We start from the raw sequence: 16186 nt of genomic DNA on the forward strand, positions 1-16186 counted from the left end.
CGGCATAAAGCAATCCGATGTAAAATCCATCAGAATAATTTATGCTGTGCCTCTTTTTAATTTGATTGAATGTGGTATGGTTTAGGACCAGATAAAATGCGGGATAACACCGGGCGAAGGAAGCCCCTGAGGCAGATTCCAGTTATTCTTTCCAATGCGCCGGATTCGCTGCACACCCGAGAAGATGTGCCAATCACTATATCAGGGAGAGCACGATTGAAAAGGCTGTTGCACAGGCAATGCGCACAGTCATGAGACATGCGTTCTCAGATGAGGGACAGTTTATAGCGGACCTTCAGAAAAAGTTTGCGGAACGCACTGGGGACAAGCACATCGAAGAGAGAAAAGAGCTAAAAGACATTGAGAACAGGCTGCTGGAGCTTGGAAGGCTTTCCCGGGGACTATACGAAAAAAACATGAGTGGAGTCCTTTCTGACATGATGTTTGAGAACATGATGAAAGAATATGACGCTGAGATGAGGCAGAAGGAAGGCCGGAAGGCAGAACTCGAATCATCTATCAGACAGGCTGAAGCAGAAACGTCGGATCCCCAAAGGTTTATTGACCTTCTGAAGAAATATCGGGAATGCAGCTATGTGACAAATCAGATGCTCTATGCGCTGATCGACAGGATTGAGGTACACGCAGCGGAAAACGGAGACAATGGACAGAGATCCCAGAGAATCGATGTTTACTTCAGTTTTCTTCCAGAAACCCCGGCATCCATAACAGGCGGCAGCACGTCGGAAGAAACAGACGAAGATAAACGTAAGCATGATGCGGAGATCGACAAACGTCTCCGTCAGAAGAGACGCGAGGATCTGATTGCTGCGGTCGGTTCGGAAGAAGAGGCTGACGCTATGGTGGAAGAAGTAAAGCGGAGGAGACTTGAACATGACCATGAATATCAAGAGCGCATAAAGAAGCGAATGGAGGAAGACGAGGTCTTTGCGGAAGAAATGAACAGGAAGAAGAAAGAGCGGAACAGGCGGGGATATCAAAAGAAAAAAGAAAAATGGAAGGAACTTGTCGCGCGTGCGGAAACAGACTCTGAAGCCGCAAAAGAAATTGAGAAAATCAGACAGCGAAACAGAGGCCGTCATCAGAAGAGAAAACCCAGAGTCAGGACTCCCGAGCAGAGAGAGAAGGAAAACGCTCAACAAAAGATCCGCTATAAAATTCAGCGCCAGAAAATGAAGGAGGGGGATCAGGAGCTTATTGACAAGTATCAGGTTCAGATGAAACAGCAGGCGCAGAGGAAGAAGGACCGTATTAATGAATTAAAGGAAAAAGCGCCGACGGATCCCAGAGCTGCAGAGGAGCTTGCAAAATTTCGGGCTTCACAGAAAGCAACTAACGAAAGAATGAAAGCCAAGATTGAGGCCAGGGTGGCGGTGGATCCCGACTATGCGGAGTACATACGCCAGCGCAATCAGGAATACAACCGGAGACATTCAGCAAAGCGTTCTGAGAAACTGCGGGACCTTATTGAACGAGCGGAAACAGATCCTGGAGCTGCCAAGGAATTATCGGAACTGAGAGCAAAGAACAGAGAAAAGACCAGAAGAAGGAGAGAAAGGCTTAAGGCAGAGAAAGCGGCTGCGAAAGCGGGGTGATTGATTGTGACAGTTGAAGAAACCGAGGAACGCATCAAGAAGACAGACGAGAAGATCGCAGAACTTCAGAGAAAGAAGAGTCAAGTAATGCGGGACATCAATGCGGAGATGCGAAAGCAGAGAACCCGAAGACTGATCCAGGCGGGAGCAATTGTGGAGAGTGTCCTGAAGCGGCATCTTGAAGATTCGGATCTGGAGAAGCTCCAGTCATTTTTGCTTAGACAAGAATACAACGGAGGATATTTCTCAAAAGCAATGAACAAAAGTGTGGAAACAGAAAACAGCGCAGAACAGCGGAACGGAGTCAATGATGGTTTGTAATTCCTTATTTTTGAAAAAAATAAGGCGCACTTATATGCACACTCCGTATGCATTTAAGCGCGGCGGGCCCTGCCCTGCACCCGGCGGGTTCCACCCTGCACCTGGGCGAGGTTCTGCCTCTGCACTCCGGCGGGCACTGCCCTGCACCCGGCGGGTTCCACCCTGCACCTGGGCGAGGCTCTGCCTCTGCACTCCGGCGGGCGCCGCCAGACGCCCGGCAAAGGTTCCACCTCTGCACTCTGGCAGGCATCGGACGATTGCCTCTGTCCATACAGAAGGACAGGCGGCATCAGTCCGGTGCCTGCTTTGCGCGACGAGCCACGAAGCCGCCGAGCGTGCTCGCACGCAGAGACGGCTCTGTGGCGACCGCAGACATCGAACGCGCAGCGTGAGATGGAAGCGGCGCAGCCGGATCGAACAGGGAAGACGGAGTCGTCCTGCTCGATCTTCACGCAGGAAAGGAGGCCTATGGCTATCTATCATCTCAGCATCAAGATTGGCAAGCGTCATGGTTCGAAGTCCTCCGTGGCCGCGGCAGCCTACCGGGCGGGCGTAAGGCTGAAGGACGAGCGGTCCGGCAAGATATATGACTACACTCACAAGAAGGAAGTCACGTATTCGGAAATCATTCTTCCGGAGAACGCGCCTTCCTTTTTTCGTGACCGTGAGAAATTGTGGAACAGCGTCGAGCAGACCGAGAAACAGGACAACGCCCAGCTCTTCCGGGAGTTCGAGATTGCTCTCCCGAGGGAACTGTCAGGAGATCATCAGATTCAGGCAGCGCATGAGTTTTTCAGAAGAAGGGCGGATGAGGGAATGATCGTGGACTGGTCATTCCATGACAAGGACGGCAACCCTCATGTTCATGGAATCGCACCGACCAGGGGCGTGAAGAAAGATGGAGGGTGGACGCAGAAAACAAAGCAGGTTTATGCGCTTGACCAGAAAGGCGAGAGAATCCCGGTCATCGATCCGAAGACCGGACAGCAGAAGATCGGTGCCAGGGGACGAAAGATCTGGAAGCGGGAAACCGTCGAGGCAAACAACTGGAACGACAGAAGCCGGGCGAAGGAATGGCGCGCCGAATGGGCTGAGATCTGCAACCGTTATCTCGCTATGGAAAGACAGCCGGAGCGGATCGATGACCGGTCCTATGAAGAACAGGGCATCGACAAAGTGGCGACAAAACACGAGGGCTATGCTGCCAGGCAGATTGAAGCGAGGGGCGGTGTCTCTTCTGTCGCGGAGCAGAACAGGCAGATCCGGCTTCTGAACAGGATGCTTGAAAAAGCGAAGAAGATGGGCGTGCAGCTGATCCGGCAGTTTGAGCAGTTAAAGGAATCAGTCAGAAAGGAGTTTGAGAACATCGATGAACTCAGAGCAGGGAATGACATTTTATCAACTGGTCGACGCGATGGAGAAAGTCATGACAGAACAGCAGGAACTGCTGAAGAGAGCGGAAGACAGGCTGAAGGACATGACGGAAGAATACAGCCAGTGTCTGACGAGGATCGCGGATCTGGAAGCGGAGAACAGGGAACTCAGATCCCGGCTTCAGAGATACCGGAGGAAATCCTAAGACGGCTGAAAGAGATGAAATCGCAGTCGGAATCACAGAACAGGGAAATTCAGGAAACACTGAAGAAGGGAGAGTCGCTCAGTGAAAGGTTCAGCAGATGGGTTCAGCACAGGGCAGCTTATGAGTCTGCTCGAGCAGCTTCAGAGCGAGACAGAGGAAAAGGACCGGACCATTCAGACGCTTCAGAGGCAGTGCGAAATGAAGGATGTGGAAATCCGCTCTCTCCAGGAACAGAAGCAGAAGGCCGAAACAGACGCATGGAAGACTTCCCTGGCACTGGAGCAGAAAGCCCGGAAACTCCGGGCATGCGAGGCAGAGGCGAGGAGCCTGAGAATTCAGTTAAGAGACCGCGAGGAAGAAGTCTCTGACCTGAAGGCGAAGAAGAAGTTTGGCTTTTTCAGATAAGGAGGAACAGACGAATGAAGAACGTGAGAGAACTGACGAATCAGGAACTGGTCAGGAAACTTCAGGAAGGCAGCAGCTATTATCCTGCCGCAACCCTGATCTGGGAGATTGTTGAGAGGTTCGGTCTTTATGTAAGGCACGGTGACATTTCCAAACTTGACGCGAGGGAGCACATCGAAGGCGCGTGGATGGAAGATCTTGAAGACGAAGAGCCGGAGATCCCGGAACCTCACGAGACGCTGCGCCGATGAAGGAGTGAACTGCATGGATATATTTGAAGCAGTCAAGGAACAGGTCACCGCGAGGGAGGCAGCGGAGCGCTACGGAATTCAGGTGAGCCGCTACGGAATGGCGGTCTGTCCGTTTCATCAGGATAAGAATCCGAGCCTGAAGCTCGACAGGAGGTTTCACTGCTTCGGCTGCGGAGCGGACGGAGATGTGATCAATCTTGTGGCCAGACTGTTCGGGCTGAAAAACGGAGAGGCGGTAAAGAAGATCGCGGAAGACTTCGGAGTGCTTTACACCCGGAGCCGTGCATCTCCGGTGGAGCAATACACGGCAAGGCAGACAAGGCAGAGAAAGCAGGCTCAGCAGAACCGTTTCAGCAATGCCGGGAGGAAGTTTTTCCAGATCTTCTGTGATTACAGACAGATGCTTGGAGAGTGGGAAGAGCGTTATGCGCCGGCGAACCCGGACGATTGGGATCATATAGATCCCCGGTTTGAAGAGGCATTGCAGAACAAGTCCAGGATTGATTACATCCTGGACTCTTTTATTTGCGGCAGTCCGAAGGAAGAAGCGGAGCTGATTGCTCAGTACGGAAAGGAGGCGGCCAGCCTTGACAGACGTTTTGGAAACAATGAAGGACGAAGACAGGAAGAAGCTGGACGAGGCAATGACGGACCTGGGATTCCCGGACGAAGCAGGTGACATGTCCTGTCCGCCCTGGATCGGCGAGAAAGGGAAACTCATTGAGACAGTATTCTGTGAATGCTTCCTGAAGAATCATCCGATGAAGTGCATCAATGGCAAACTCTATGATACGGAAGGAGAAGTAGCCGAGGACGCGCTGCGGAAAGAAATCTACGATGCACTCAGCCCTGATTACTGCACAAACATGATAAAGCGAATCACCCAGCTTTCCCAGCTTATGAAGGTTGTCGCAGACTCAGAAGAGCCGCGGCGGCGGCTGGATCTTTTGAACGTGAAGAACGGGACACTTTACCTTGACGGAAGGTTTTCTTCTGAGAAGAGCATCTGCATGAACAGGTTTCCGGTTGATTACAATCCCGGCGCAGCAAAACCGGAAGTGTGGCTGAAATTCGTTGATGAACTGCTTTATCCGGAAGACATCCCCGCTTTTCAGGAGTTCATGGGATATACCTTTATCCCAACCAACCGGGCGCAGGTCATGATGATGCTGATTGGAAAAGGCGGCGAAGGGAAGAGCCAGATCGGGCATGTCCTGAGGGCGCTTCAGGGAACAAACATGACGGTGAGCAGCATTCAGAAACTGGTCACCAACCGCTTCGCAAAGGCCGATCAGATCGGCAAACTGCTGATGGTGGATGATGACATGAACCTTGATGCGCTGCCGGACACAGGGACGCTGAAGAGCCTTGTGACGATGGAGGACAAGACAGATGTCGAGTGGAAGTTCGGGCAGAGCCAGCAGGTCAGCCTGACCTTCCGGATCATGGGATTCGGGAACGGGTCCCTTTCCGCTTTGTACGACCGCTCTGACGGCTTCTACCGCCGCCAGATGATCATCCAGGTCAGGGAGAAACCGGACGACAGGGTGGACGACAGATACCTCACGGACAAGCTGATTGCGGAGAAAGAGGGAATCTTCCTCTGGTGTCTGGAAGGCCTGAAACGGCTGATCCGGAAGGGATACAGGTTTTCTGTCAGCAATCGTATGAAGCAGAATCTCGACACGGTGAAGCGGGAGGCGAACAACATCATCGAGTTCATGGAGTCGACCGGGTACATCCGCCTCGAAGAAGGCACTCACGCAGCGTCAAAACAGATTTATAGCGCCTACCTGAAATGGTGCGTTGACAACGCTGAGAAGCCGCTTTCAGACCGCACATTCATGAGATGGCTGAGCGGGGAACAGGAGCGGCTGCACATCAGATACGACAAAAACATTGATATTGGCGGGGGAAAGAAGGTTCGTGGCTACCAGGGGATCAACGTCATGATCAACACGGACGGTTGGCCGTGAGTGGCTGTTATAGGACAGTAAGGCGGCGTAAAGGCAGTAAGGCGGCACTTTTTCAACTCCTTATATATATCGTTTTTATCCCTGCTGGGTATACATATTTTTTCCATATAAGAATGAGAATGTAATGCCTACTGCCTTGCGGTGGCGGAAAATGCAGTAAATACGGGTGTTTCACGACAGGGCGCTTCCCCTCCTGAACCGCCTTCCAGCCGCCGCAGACAAAAGATTAACGGCGCAGGGAGAAGCCGAACCCTTCCTCGCCTTTTTGGAGGAATTCAGATGGAACAGAACGAGATCAGAAAAGAAGACTATGAGAAGGGAGGAGAGGTTCGCTCCGCGCCGATGAAGAATGAATACAGGGTCAGCTTCTACTTCAGAAAGGACAAAGGAAAGACCCTGGAGCAGAAGATCAGAGAGATCATATTAAGGGATAACTGATATTTTCCGGAATTGCGCCGATTCAGAAAACAGGCGGTGTATACCTCTGTTTTCTGTCGGTGATCGGAATAATGACGGTTGCTTTGTAAGTATCCGCGGCATCCGTCTTCATCAGGCCGTGATGCGCTTCCGTCACCTGCCTGACGTTGTCGAGGCCGTACCCGTGATCGAAGGAATGATGTCCGGAATGACTGCCTATTTGAGAGTATGTGTTTTCAATGATGATAACAAACCGGTCTGTCCTGTCGGATACGATATTGACTTTGATAAATGAATTGCCGGCGGGAAGATGTTCACAGGCATGAAGGCTGTTGTCCAGAAGGTTTCCAAGGACGATGCACAGGTCATAATCCGGAAGAGGGATTCTGGCATTATCTACCTCAAGATTATAGATGAATCTGATATCTGAGTATGCTGCCATATCGTTGTAATTTGTGATCAGAGAGTCGATCACAAGATTGCCTGTATTGATTTTGATATAGGTTTTTTCAAGCGCATCGGAGTAGCTCGTCAGGTAGTCATACATCTCCGCATATTTTCCTTTCGAGATATAGCTCTTTAATACCTCATTGTGGTGCTTGATGTCATGTATGATCCTGCGTCCCTTTTTATAGGATTCGCCGAGCTGTGTGTATTTTTCTTTTTGATATACCAGCTGCTTTTCCAGTGCAGAGGCATACACTCTTGAAGCATAGCTGTCAGCCAGTCTCTCAACCAGAGTCGTATGAACGATATTGATGACCGCAATGTAGATCCATATGATTGAGAAAAAAGAGATATGGGAATTGATGTAATCACGATTCAGCGGCATCAGGGCAAGGAGACAGACGGTGAGAATCGGGGTAAAAAGCATGAGGACAGAATATTCCTTCGGATGCTTCGGTCTGTCTTTTTTCATGAATGACAGAAGAATTGTGAAGATTAGCAGAATGATCTTGGACATCAGATTCATGCTGATATCATATTCATATCCGGTCAGTGTTCCGCTGTACAGCAGAGACGAGATGGTAACACAGATATTTTCAGAAATGAGCGCGGCAGTCTGGAAGATTGCAGAGAATATCACTTTCTGAAGAATGCCTGTATCCAGAAAGAAGCAGAGGAAAAAGGTCGTCAACAGGCTGATCAGATTCGTTACAAGTATCGACAGACGGGAAGACGAATCAACAAGTACTGCCGTATTGACCTGCAGAATGATTTCGACTGCAAGAATTGCCAGCCAGAACCATGCTTTGCGGATGCCTTCTTTTATTCTTCCTGTGGTTTTTGTCAGATATGTTTCCAGGATAAACATATCAAGCAGTGAACTGATGATCTGAATAATCGTCTCCAACTTAATCTCTCCCGCTGCTGTCTCTGATCAGATATGTATTGATGGAATTTACCATCTCGTTTTTTAATTTGGCGAGGTACCTTCTGCTGACAGGAACCTCTTCCCCATTTCTTAATACTGCCATGCCTGAATTGATATAGTGAATGTGGTAGACGTTGACCAGTATCCCCTTATAACACAGGGAAAATGGATAACCGGTAAGTTTTTCCTGCCATGCTGTGAGAATCCCTCTGGCAACAATCTTTCTGTCGTAAAGATGGAATGTGAGTTTCTGCTGTCTGGCGTCAGACGTTTCAATATACAGAATGTCCATGATGCTGACAGGAATCTGCTCATTGTCTTCGCTGTTGAGGACGGTAAGCGAGATGTATTTCTCTTCCTCTTTCCCGATTATTTCATCCAGCAGCCCGTATACGGCATCTTTATCCACCGGCTTCTGCAGGTACTGATAAGGATGAACGGAGAAACTGTCTTTCATATATTCCGGATAATTGCTGATGAAGATCACATAGGGATCGAAAGAGAGCCGGTCAATTGCGTCTCTGGCAAGGTCAATTCCATTGTGGTCTGCAATCTCCACATCCAGAAAAAAGATACGGTATTCTTTGCCGGATCGCATGGCAGAGATCAGGTCACCGGCTGCGGAATATAAATCCAGATGTATCTCATGCCTGCTGCCCCAGATATATGGAACCAGTATCGATTTCATACTTTTTAAGAAATCAGTATCATCGTCACATATGGCAATATTAATATCCATCGTGTAAATGGCTCCTAAGGGATAATATCTCAGACTGATTGCCTTTTATATTTAATAGAGCCGACAATCTGGCTGAACGCATTAATACAGAAGCATACAATAATCATGTTGCAATATACTTTATACGAGGTCAGACGGAAAAAAATATAGATGACTGACACAATGCTGACCAGTATTATTGAGCAGGATTTCAATTTGACTCTCTCACGGGGGGACAATCTTTTATTGGGGTTTTCAACAGGAGACAATAATACAATTATGAAGACTTCTGCTGCATAGATAAGATCCCTCAGGCTGAATGTCCCTGTTCTGTCAATGAAAGCGCAGATGGCAGGATTGCGGTATGTCAGAATTGCTGTCAAAAACAGAGAATAGGAGAGGACACTGCATTTCACTCTGGAGGCAGCATGATATCCTCCGGCTGAAGATTTCATAAGCGAAACACAGAGAATATACAGGATTGCGCCAGGCAGATCATGAAGCATGCCGCCAATAAGGATAAGGCTGGAATTATAGAGGATAATGTCAAAAAGGTACTCCAGGCAGTACTCATACTGCAGCATGTCAGAACCGTCGATCACTCTGCTTTCTTTGAGTGCTTCTGACAGCCTGGTACTGAAAAAGTGAGAAATCAGCATGGCAGGCCACCTCCTTCATTCTGTCAAAGATTATAGCATACATTTTAATGAAGGCTTCTGCATCTTGTACCCCATTTTTTACCTCTTGTACGGTTTTCGGGTTTTCAGGAAGAAATCGGTGCTACTCTTTAGCCACCATATGAGAAGCCAGTCCAGGAGAAAGGAGGATGCCATAATGAAACATCTGCTGATCAGGTGCGGTACCGTTCTGTGCACCATTGCGGTGGTCGTTACCAGATTTGGTGTATTGAGCTGCAGAGGACGGTTTTATCAGCCAGAGGAACCAGCAGGATTGAAAAACTTTTTGGAGAAAGGAGAAATTGAAAAAGAGAAAAACAGAAAAACAGGGGTAGAAAAGATTTTATAAATCTGTTTATATTGAGAAGGAGTTAAGAGATGAAACACAGAATAAGAAAAATCAGCTGTATTATCGCAGCAATAATTTGTGTCATTGGAACTACCGTAACGGCAAGGGCTGATACGATTAATTTTAATGTGACATGGCCGGGAGATCCATACTCTTATGAGGTAAAGAAGGCGGACAGCGAACAGAATTTTTATGTAACTACGACGTCACACTATCTTAGTGGCTTCTTTTTTGCCCAGTCGCAGCAAATCGACGATGGGTCAATTATTTCCAATCAGATTGGTCAGCATTTTTATACGAAAGCAGATACAGTCAGCAGGAGAAGTGTAGGAACGTACGCACGTCATGCTGATGGAAATAAATATTATCAGCTGGTTACTTCATCCTCACGAATCGGAATGAATGTAAAGGGAAGATATACCCCATAATCGCCTTCTGGAATAGTCTGCCCGGAATAACTGTATCCACATTCCCGGACAGACTATATAGTTAAATATTAATAATAGTTAATAGCAAAGACTGATTATTGATTATGGGGGAATTAATGACTAATGCAGATAAAAAGTTGGCATAAGACTTTCAGAGGATATCTACATGCGGATTTGTACCGTTTTGTACGAAGTACGAACTGGATTATGGCATCTTTTGGCGTGGCAGCAACTCTTTTTTTCTCATATTATTCTATGTTTGGATCTTTCTCTGGAATGATAGACGAGGATATTCTATTCATATATATGGCGGCATGCGAGGGAACCGGATCGATGCTTCTATATGTTTTCTGTGCCTATTCATTCGGAATGTCCTTCAGCGAGGACTTGGAGGATGGATATTGTCGGTACGAAATTATAAGAGGCAACCGACGACTGTATGTCCTGTCTCATGCAATGATAATTTTTCTGGGAGCCTTTCTTGCAATGATACTTGGAACAGTCATCTTCCTTCTGCTCTGCCGTAGTCGAGTACCATGGGTCAATGATCAGGCAAGTACATTGAATATGCTCAGAGAGGGTTCATCAGGTTATCGCTTCCTTTGGGACAATGGGCATTACATGCTTTATTGTATGACGGAAGCTTTTTATATGGGACTTTTTGCAGGAACATTGTCTTTGATGTCTGCATCGGCTTCACTCTTTGTAAAAAATAGAGCACTGGTCCTGCTTCTGCCGGTGGCATTGCTCAACTTGATTATCGAAATTGGATTAATACAGATTGGCGGGCTGCAATGGTCTTTTAAAGATATGCAGGGAATATTTGTAGCTGCCGGAGACGAATGGGAAGAATTCTTGAAAATTTCGGCAGTTAATATAATGCTGTCAGGAATAGCAATTTTCATTATTAATACGAGACTGAAAAGAATCATTTAAAAATGATGGTAGTCTATGTGATAAATTGAGAGGAAAATGATTATGCGACGGAGCAATTTAATTATAATCGGAAACATCATGGCTGCAATTCTGCTGTTTGGTACAGCGGGATGCCGAAGGCAGAGGAAAACGGAAGAGGGTGTATCGTCGGAAAGTGCTCAGAAAATGGAGTTGACTGCAACCTCTGAATACGCTGTGAATGTGGAAGAGGGTGCACTGGAATCTGAGAAAATCGAGACTGAGAGCAATGAAAGTCAATCTGCATTTCCTTCCGCTTACAAAAGCAAGAAAAAAATGGTGACATTCGACTGCGCGCTGGAAGTGCCGAATGAGTTTTTAAATGGCAATTTTTCCATGCCGTCTGTCAGGGGAATAAATTATGGAGATCCCCAGAAACAGTATGATGTTCTTGTCAAGCCACATGAGAGCGAAATCGCAGAAACGGATAAGAATGAATCTTTGGAGGATGGGAAACCGGATGATATGTTCTATGATCTGGCGAACGGAGACCATTATACGACAGGGAATGGAGTGAATTTCTACACACCCAAGGGAATCAAGTATGGACGTGTGCTTCCGCATGATGAAGGAATCCTGTCTCATAACATATTCACCTTTGGAACACCTGACGATAAGATAAATGAAATAAAAAAACTTGTAAATGACATAGGATATTCATCCGACCAGTATGCGTTCTCCTGGTACTCCTTGAGCAGTGAAGAGCGCAACAAAATGGAACAGCAGGCCGTGGAGGAAGGGCGCGTGACGTCAGAAAATATCCCGGATCAATGGGAGCAAGGAGATGATACATACACTATTTACGCATGGCAGAACTATAATGGACTGGATGTTCTTCCATGGTATATGACAGTGAACATGAGGGCGGCAGAGATGGACTTTTCTACAGCTCCTCTGACTGCAGTATTTGACGAAGATGGATTACAGACTTTCCAGATGTCTGCTCCGATTATGCTGGAGAATACAGATAAGACAGGTGAGGCCGTACAGGTTCTGCCATTTGAAAAAATTGCGGATGCTGTGGAGAACCGGTTCGAGTCGATGATCACTGATCAGCATTACACGGTGAAAAAAGCCAAAATGGTGCTTCGAACCTACAACGATGAGAATCAGAAACTTTCTGCGGAAGTGGTATGGCATCTTACGGTGACAGATGACAAAGGGAACATCCAAATCCTCATGTATGATGCTCTGACGGGCAAAGAAATCTTCCTGACTTAAGAGGGGTACGGACTTACATGAAACAGCTTCGGCAGATCGGCAAATCAGCCCGTATGAAAATTGTTTCTGACAGAATACTTCTGTATTTTATCATTGTGCTTGTAATCTTCTGGAAATATGAAGAGCCCTATATCAACTATGTGAAGCAGGTTGGATACCCGATTACATGGTGTATATTTCCCTTTATTATGACATCCAGTCCGATTGTGATAACGGTATATTTCTGCGTAATCTATATGAATGCAGACATTCCCTTTATGCAGCATATTAATATGTATTCTCTGATTCGTGCAGGAAGAAAGCGATGGGCAATCAATCAAATCGGCGGAATTGCAATTCGTTCGCTTGCGGCTGTCATTATAGCAGTAATTTGTTCACTTATCCCATTTACAGGAAGAATCACGTGGAGTCTTAACTGGGGAAAAGTGATGACGACACTGGCACTTGAAAGACCATTGGATTCAGATTTTTACATGCAATATGCGTCAACCGCAGATAAAACAATAATGTTTAAGCCATACCAGGAATCGATTTCAAGTTTTACCCCGGTTCAATTGATGCTTCTGACTGTCGCTATTTGTACCCTGATCTTTTTCATGATCGGCCTTGCCATGTTTCTGCTTGGTTTGACCATAGGCAGGATATGGTCTGTATCGTTCTCTTATGCATACGTAATGGCAATATATATTGTGGAGAATATGACCTACGACAGAAAATGGCTTCTTGGGTGGTTTCTGCCTACGATATGGGCGGAAGTTGGAAGTGTCAGCAAATCATTCGGAGGGTTCTACAGACTTCCTTCCCCGACATATATGTTTACGTTTTTGATTATTGCGATCGCGGCACTGGCGGCAGAAATTTGTCTTGTGATTCGCCGTGTGGATCTCAACTGGGATAATGAGGATGCATGAAAACGTATCTTCTATGATAATCTGCCAACTTTTGACAAATGGCGTAGGCGGATCATGTGACATAGGGTAAGCTCGTTCTCGTGGCTTACAGAGAACAAAGTTTGGGTCTTCACACAGCCTGCTTCAGTACGGAAGATATTCGGAGGAGCAAATGGAAAATCACACAACAATAGAAGTAGACCATGTATACAAGTCGTTTCGTAATGTGGAGGTACTGAAGGATATCACCCTTACGTGCGAGAGCGGGCATATCTACGGCATCGTGGGGCATAACGGCTCCGGTAAGAGCGTGCTGTTCAAGTGCATCTGTGGCTTTTACGGGTGCACGAAAGGTTCGGTGCGCATTGACGGAAAGACGATGGGGAAGGACATCGACGTCTTAAGCAATGCGGGCATTATCATCGAGGACCCGGGCTATCTGAGGAGGTGGAGCGCGTACCGCAATCTCCAGTTTCTCTATACGATACGGAACAGGAATGACCGGGACTATCTGTACCGGGTCCTGGAGCAGGTGGGGCTTGACCCGCATCTTAAAAAGCCCGTCGGAAAATATTCCCTCGGGATGAAGCAGCGTCTGGCGATCGCGCAGGCAATCATGGAAGACCCGCCGATCCTGATCCTGGATGAACCGATGAACGGCCTGGACAGGGAGGGCGTGGAGCAGATGCGGGACCTGTTCTCCGCGAAGAAAGAGGAAGGGAAACTGATGCTCCTGGCCAGCCATAACCGCGAAGATATCGATATCCTGTGCGATGAGGTTTATCAGATGGAAGACGGGGAGATGAAGAGACTTCGATGAAGAGAAGCTCGTTTGGGATACGGTATTGTCAGTCCGTTTCAGGAGGTGTTCAGATATTATGAAAAGGATACTTGTGTCTTTATTAACAGTTTCGCTGATTGCAGCATCCGGGATTCCGGCATGTGCGGAAGATCTGTATGGGGAAGAAATAACAGATCTGTACTCCTGGGAAGAGAGCCCTGTTGATGATGGCTCTTGGGAAGACGGAGCAGCATGTGATAAGGATCTGTCGGATCTGCCTCAGGAAAATATCAGTGATGAACAGGAACGGCGTAATTTTGAGGCGGCACTGAATAACGATATCAGTCTGTATGGAGATGATTTTCCTGATGTTTCCGGCACTCCTGATGATAACGAGACGGCCAATGCTGATAATGAGTCAGGGGCATTGTCTGCAGAGTTTGAATCCGCTCTGAATGATGACAGCATAAAATTATCGGAGACAGGGATCGACGGAATGAATCTGGTTTCATCCAGATATTATGACCTGGATTCGGAATATTCTGCTGAGATTGATGACTATGAGTCAATTCCGGCGGAAAGAAAAGCGTCGTCAACAGTAAGCACCGTGGAACACGCCAGAAAGTGGAGAATATACAGAAATACTGATAACGCTACTATGGTGCAGTGGGTGTTAAGGGGAATATTTATATACGATGGTAACACAAGCCGCTGCAAAGAGACGGCTATGAACTGTGATAACAGTGCACCGGATATTTTTCGTGTAACGGAAAAATCCCATTACTCTTATGGGATGTATGCCGTAGGAGGATGCAGCGCAATCTATAGAAAAACAGGAAAAGCATTTTCACGGACAATTCGCTTTGGAGTAACACGAACGGGAAACGTCGTATAACAGCCCTGTAGGTACTGAAACTTCTGACGCTTTGCAGTACATGCCATGAGAGAAGGGAGGAGAATGAAGGATATATTTGATTATCTCTGTGAGCAGGATGAAGACCTCGGTCACCTTCCGCGAACTGATCTACTCGAATCTGAAAAACAGGATGTTTTGCAATATATCAGGGCGCGTACAAAGGAAATCACGGGTACAGCCGATTTCAATGGTGAACGGATGACTTCCGAAACAGAAAGGAAAGATTCCTGACGTATTTGTATGAAGCTCCTGGTGTCCGTGCGGATGCCAGGAGCTTCATGCGCCTGTACTGTATATAAGTTCTTCGTGGAGTAGTACAGACTCCCGAAATATACAGTTTGATCAGATTATGGTAGCCGCCTTTCCGCTGAATGGGTGCTTTTTGTTATAATCTGCAGCCTCCCGGCTGATTTCTTCCGGAGTCATTTGATCGAAATATTCGCGCTGCCACTGAGTATAATCAAACTGTTCTCTTATGATCAGAGAGATAAAGTATTCGGCATCAACGGCTCCGAGCTGGTCCTGAAGACACTGCATTCCTCTTGTAAGAACTTCCTGTGCGCTTTTGCTCATAAGTCGCTCACCTCCTTCAGGGAAACGAAATCAATGGGTGACAGAAGGATGATTTGATCGCTCTGATATTTCAGCAGCCTGTCATCCGTTGTAATAAAATAATTGCAGGCGCCGTATATGGCTGCCGCCACATGACAGGCGTCTTTAAATTTGACACCGGTTTTCATTATCTCCTTTGCTGCCGTTTCGACTGTCTCCTGGCTTTTCTCTGAGATGTATATCCTTGTATAGGTTTCCATGAATGACAGGATGGTCTCCCGGCGCATGATGAAAGGATTCTTAGAGCACTCATAGTTGCTCATATAGGAACTTGCCAGCTCAATCTTGCCCTCTCGGATGAGATCTTGAATATAAAGTTTCGACTGAGCTTCCAATGAGATCCGAATCTGCGTCTGATCATCGTACGGACGATTGTAGCAGCAATTGTCAAGATAAATTCTCAATTCATCACCTCATCTGAGACTGTGTTGATACTGCTACTCTAGCACAGATCTGCCGGGCTGTCATTCATGAGAAGCTGTTCCAATTGCCAATTGACAAGACCTTACAATTTTTGTCTTGACAAAAACTCTCCAAAAGGGGGTGCGATGCGTTCGCGTCTGAAAAGGGCGCGCACAATTCGCTTTAGTTAGTGTCTGCTCAACAAAGCCTCTCCCAAAATCACGAACAACTTTGGATACCCGCGGAGAGAGGTTACGCTGCTTCGAATTCGATGAAATGGATGGAATCTGATCCGCTT

The 16186-nt window shown here is 47.1% G+C and carries 20 protein-coding genes; 15 read left to right on the top strand and 5 right to left on the bottom strand.

What is annotated here, in order from left to right:
• The first annotated feature begins 251 nt into the window (after positions 1 to 251).
• From ACTQ1N_RS11685 to ACTQ1N_RS11715, 7 genes are all read left to right on the top strand, one after another.
• Positions 252 to 1616, top strand: a complete 1365-nt coding sequence (locus ACTQ1N_RS11685; RefSeq protein ID WP_441956855.1) for a DUF4368 domain-containing protein — start codon at positions 252 to 254, stop codon at positions 1614 to 1616.
• Between the two features lie 6 nt (positions 1617 to 1622).
• Positions 1623 to 1937 (top strand): relaxasome subunit MobC, encoded by a 315-nt coding sequence (locus ACTQ1N_RS11690; protein WP_441956856.1) that lies wholly within the window; start codon positions 1623 to 1625, stop codon positions 1935 to 1937.
• A 468-nt stretch (positions 1938 to 2405) separates the two neighbouring features.
• A complete protein-coding gene (gene mobQ, locus ACTQ1N_RS11695; RefSeq protein ID WP_441956857.1) occupies positions 2406 to 3884 on the top strand; it encodes a MobQ family relaxase in 1479 nt (492 codons plus the stop codon).
• 51 nt (positions 3885 to 3935) lie between these two features.
• Positions 3936 to 4172 (top strand): hypothetical protein, encoded by a 237-nt coding sequence (locus tag ACTQ1N_RS11700; RefSeq protein ID WP_441956858.1) that lies wholly within the window; start codon positions 3936 to 3938, stop codon positions 4170 to 4172.
• Positions 4173 to 4185: 13 nt separating this feature from the next.
• Positions 4186 to 4851, top strand: a complete 666-nt coding sequence (locus ACTQ1N_RS11705) for a CHC2 zinc finger domain-containing protein (RefSeq protein ID WP_441956859.1) — start codon at positions 4186 to 4188, stop codon at positions 4849 to 4851.
• On the top strand, positions 4760 to 6148 hold the full coding sequence (locus ACTQ1N_RS11710) for a DNA primase family protein (RefSeq protein ID WP_441956860.1): 1389 nt from the start codon (positions 4760 to 4762) through the stop codon (positions 6146 to 6148). The genes ACTQ1N_RS11705 and ACTQ1N_RS11710 overlap by 92 nt, the downstream gene beginning before the upstream one ends.
• Before the next feature lie 279 nt (positions 6149 to 6427).
• Positions 6428 to 6586 (top strand): hypothetical protein, encoded by a 159-nt coding sequence (locus ACTQ1N_RS11715; protein WP_441956861.1) that lies wholly within the window; start codon positions 6428 to 6430, stop codon positions 6584 to 6586.
• Positions 6587 to 6608: 22 nt separating this feature from the next.
• Here the strand turns inward: ACTQ1N_RS11715 and ACTQ1N_RS11720 are convergent, their stop codons facing one another.
• The 3 genes from ACTQ1N_RS11720 to ACTQ1N_RS11730 are packed head-to-tail and all read right to left on the bottom strand — an operon-like array spanning position 6609 to position 9317.
• Positions 6609 to 7919: a sensor histidine kinase gene (locus tag ACTQ1N_RS11720; RefSeq protein WP_441956862.1), complete on the bottom strand. Its 1311-nt coding sequence runs from the start codon at positions 7917 to 7919 to the stop codon at positions 6609 to 6611.
• Position 7920: 1 nt separating this feature from the next.
• Complete coding sequence (locus ACTQ1N_RS11725) at positions 7921 to 8679, bottom strand: LytR/AlgR family response regulator transcription factor (RefSeq protein WP_441956863.1); 759 nt, start codon at positions 8677 to 8679, stop codon at positions 7921 to 7923.
• A gap of 29 nt (positions 8680 to 8708) precedes the next feature.
• A complete protein-coding gene (locus ACTQ1N_RS11730) occupies positions 8709 to 9317 on the bottom strand; it encodes an accessory gene regulator B family protein (protein WP_441956864.1) in 609 nt (202 codons plus the stop codon).
• A 175-nt stretch (positions 9318 to 9492) separates the two neighbouring features.
• On the opposite strand from ACTQ1N_RS11730, the gene ACTQ1N_RS11735 reads away from it, so the two are divergent.
• From ACTQ1N_RS11735 to ACTQ1N_RS11770, 8 genes are all read left to right on the top strand, one after another.
• Entirely contained in the window at positions 9493 to 9684 is a 192-nt protein-coding gene (locus tag ACTQ1N_RS11735; RefSeq protein WP_441956865.1) for a cyclic lactone autoinducer peptide, read from the top strand.
• Positions 9685 to 9713: 29 nt separating this feature from the next.
• Complete coding sequence (locus ACTQ1N_RS11740; RefSeq protein WP_441956866.1) at positions 9714 to 10112, top strand: hypothetical protein; 399 nt, start codon at positions 9714 to 9716, stop codon at positions 10110 to 10112.
• Positions 10113 to 10598: 486 nt separating this feature from the next.
• Positions 10599 to 11048: a hypothetical protein gene (locus tag ACTQ1N_RS11745; RefSeq protein ID WP_441956867.1), complete on the top strand. Its 450-nt coding sequence runs from the start codon at positions 10599 to 10601 to the stop codon at positions 11046 to 11048.
• A gap of 78 nt (positions 11049 to 11126) precedes the next feature.
• On the top strand, positions 11127 to 12287 hold the full coding sequence (locus ACTQ1N_RS11750; RefSeq protein WP_441956868.1) for a hypothetical protein: 1161 nt from the start codon (positions 11127 to 11129) through the stop codon (positions 12285 to 12287).
• A gap of 17 nt (positions 12288 to 12304) precedes the next feature.
• The gene (locus ACTQ1N_RS11755) at positions 12305 to 13198 is read left to right on the top strand and encodes a hypothetical protein (RefSeq protein WP_441956869.1); all 894 of its coding nucleotides are present in this window, start codon (positions 12305 to 12307) and stop codon (positions 13196 to 13198) included.
• A 151-nt stretch (positions 13199 to 13349) separates the two neighbouring features.
• Entirely contained in the window at positions 13350 to 13997 is a 648-nt protein-coding gene (locus ACTQ1N_RS11760; RefSeq protein WP_441956870.1) for an ABC transporter ATP-binding protein, read from the top strand.
• 58 nt (positions 13998 to 14055) lie between these two features.
• Complete coding sequence (locus ACTQ1N_RS11765; RefSeq protein WP_441956871.1) at positions 14056 to 14853, top strand: hypothetical protein; 798 nt, start codon at positions 14056 to 14058, stop codon at positions 14851 to 14853.
• Positions 14854 to 14916: 63 nt separating this feature from the next.
• The gene (locus tag ACTQ1N_RS11770; RefSeq protein ID WP_441956872.1) at positions 14917 to 15105 is read left to right on the top strand and encodes a hypothetical protein; all 189 of its coding nucleotides are present in this window, start codon (positions 14917 to 14919) and stop codon (positions 15103 to 15105) included.
• Between the two features lie 111 nt (positions 15106 to 15216).
• Here the strand turns inward: ACTQ1N_RS11770 and ACTQ1N_RS11775 are convergent, their stop codons facing one another.
• Both ACTQ1N_RS11775 and ACTQ1N_RS11780 read right to left on the bottom strand, forming a co-directional pair.
• On the bottom strand, positions 15217 to 15447 hold the full coding sequence (locus ACTQ1N_RS11775; RefSeq protein ID WP_441956873.1) for a hypothetical protein: 231 nt from the start codon (positions 15445 to 15447) through the stop codon (positions 15217 to 15219).
• Positions 15444 to 15890, bottom strand: coding sequence for a hypothetical protein (locus ACTQ1N_RS11780; protein ID WP_441956874.1), 447 nt, complete (start codon positions 15888 to 15890; stop codon positions 15444 to 15446). The genes ACTQ1N_RS11775 and ACTQ1N_RS11780 overlap by 4 nt, the downstream gene beginning before the upstream one ends.
• Positions 15891 to 16186: the final 296 nt, after the last annotated feature.

It is taken from the genome of Porcincola sp. LCP21S3_C12, from assembly GCF_052118625.1.
Classification (GTDB): Bacteria; Bacillota; Clostridia; order Lachnospirales; family Lachnospiraceae; genus Porcincola.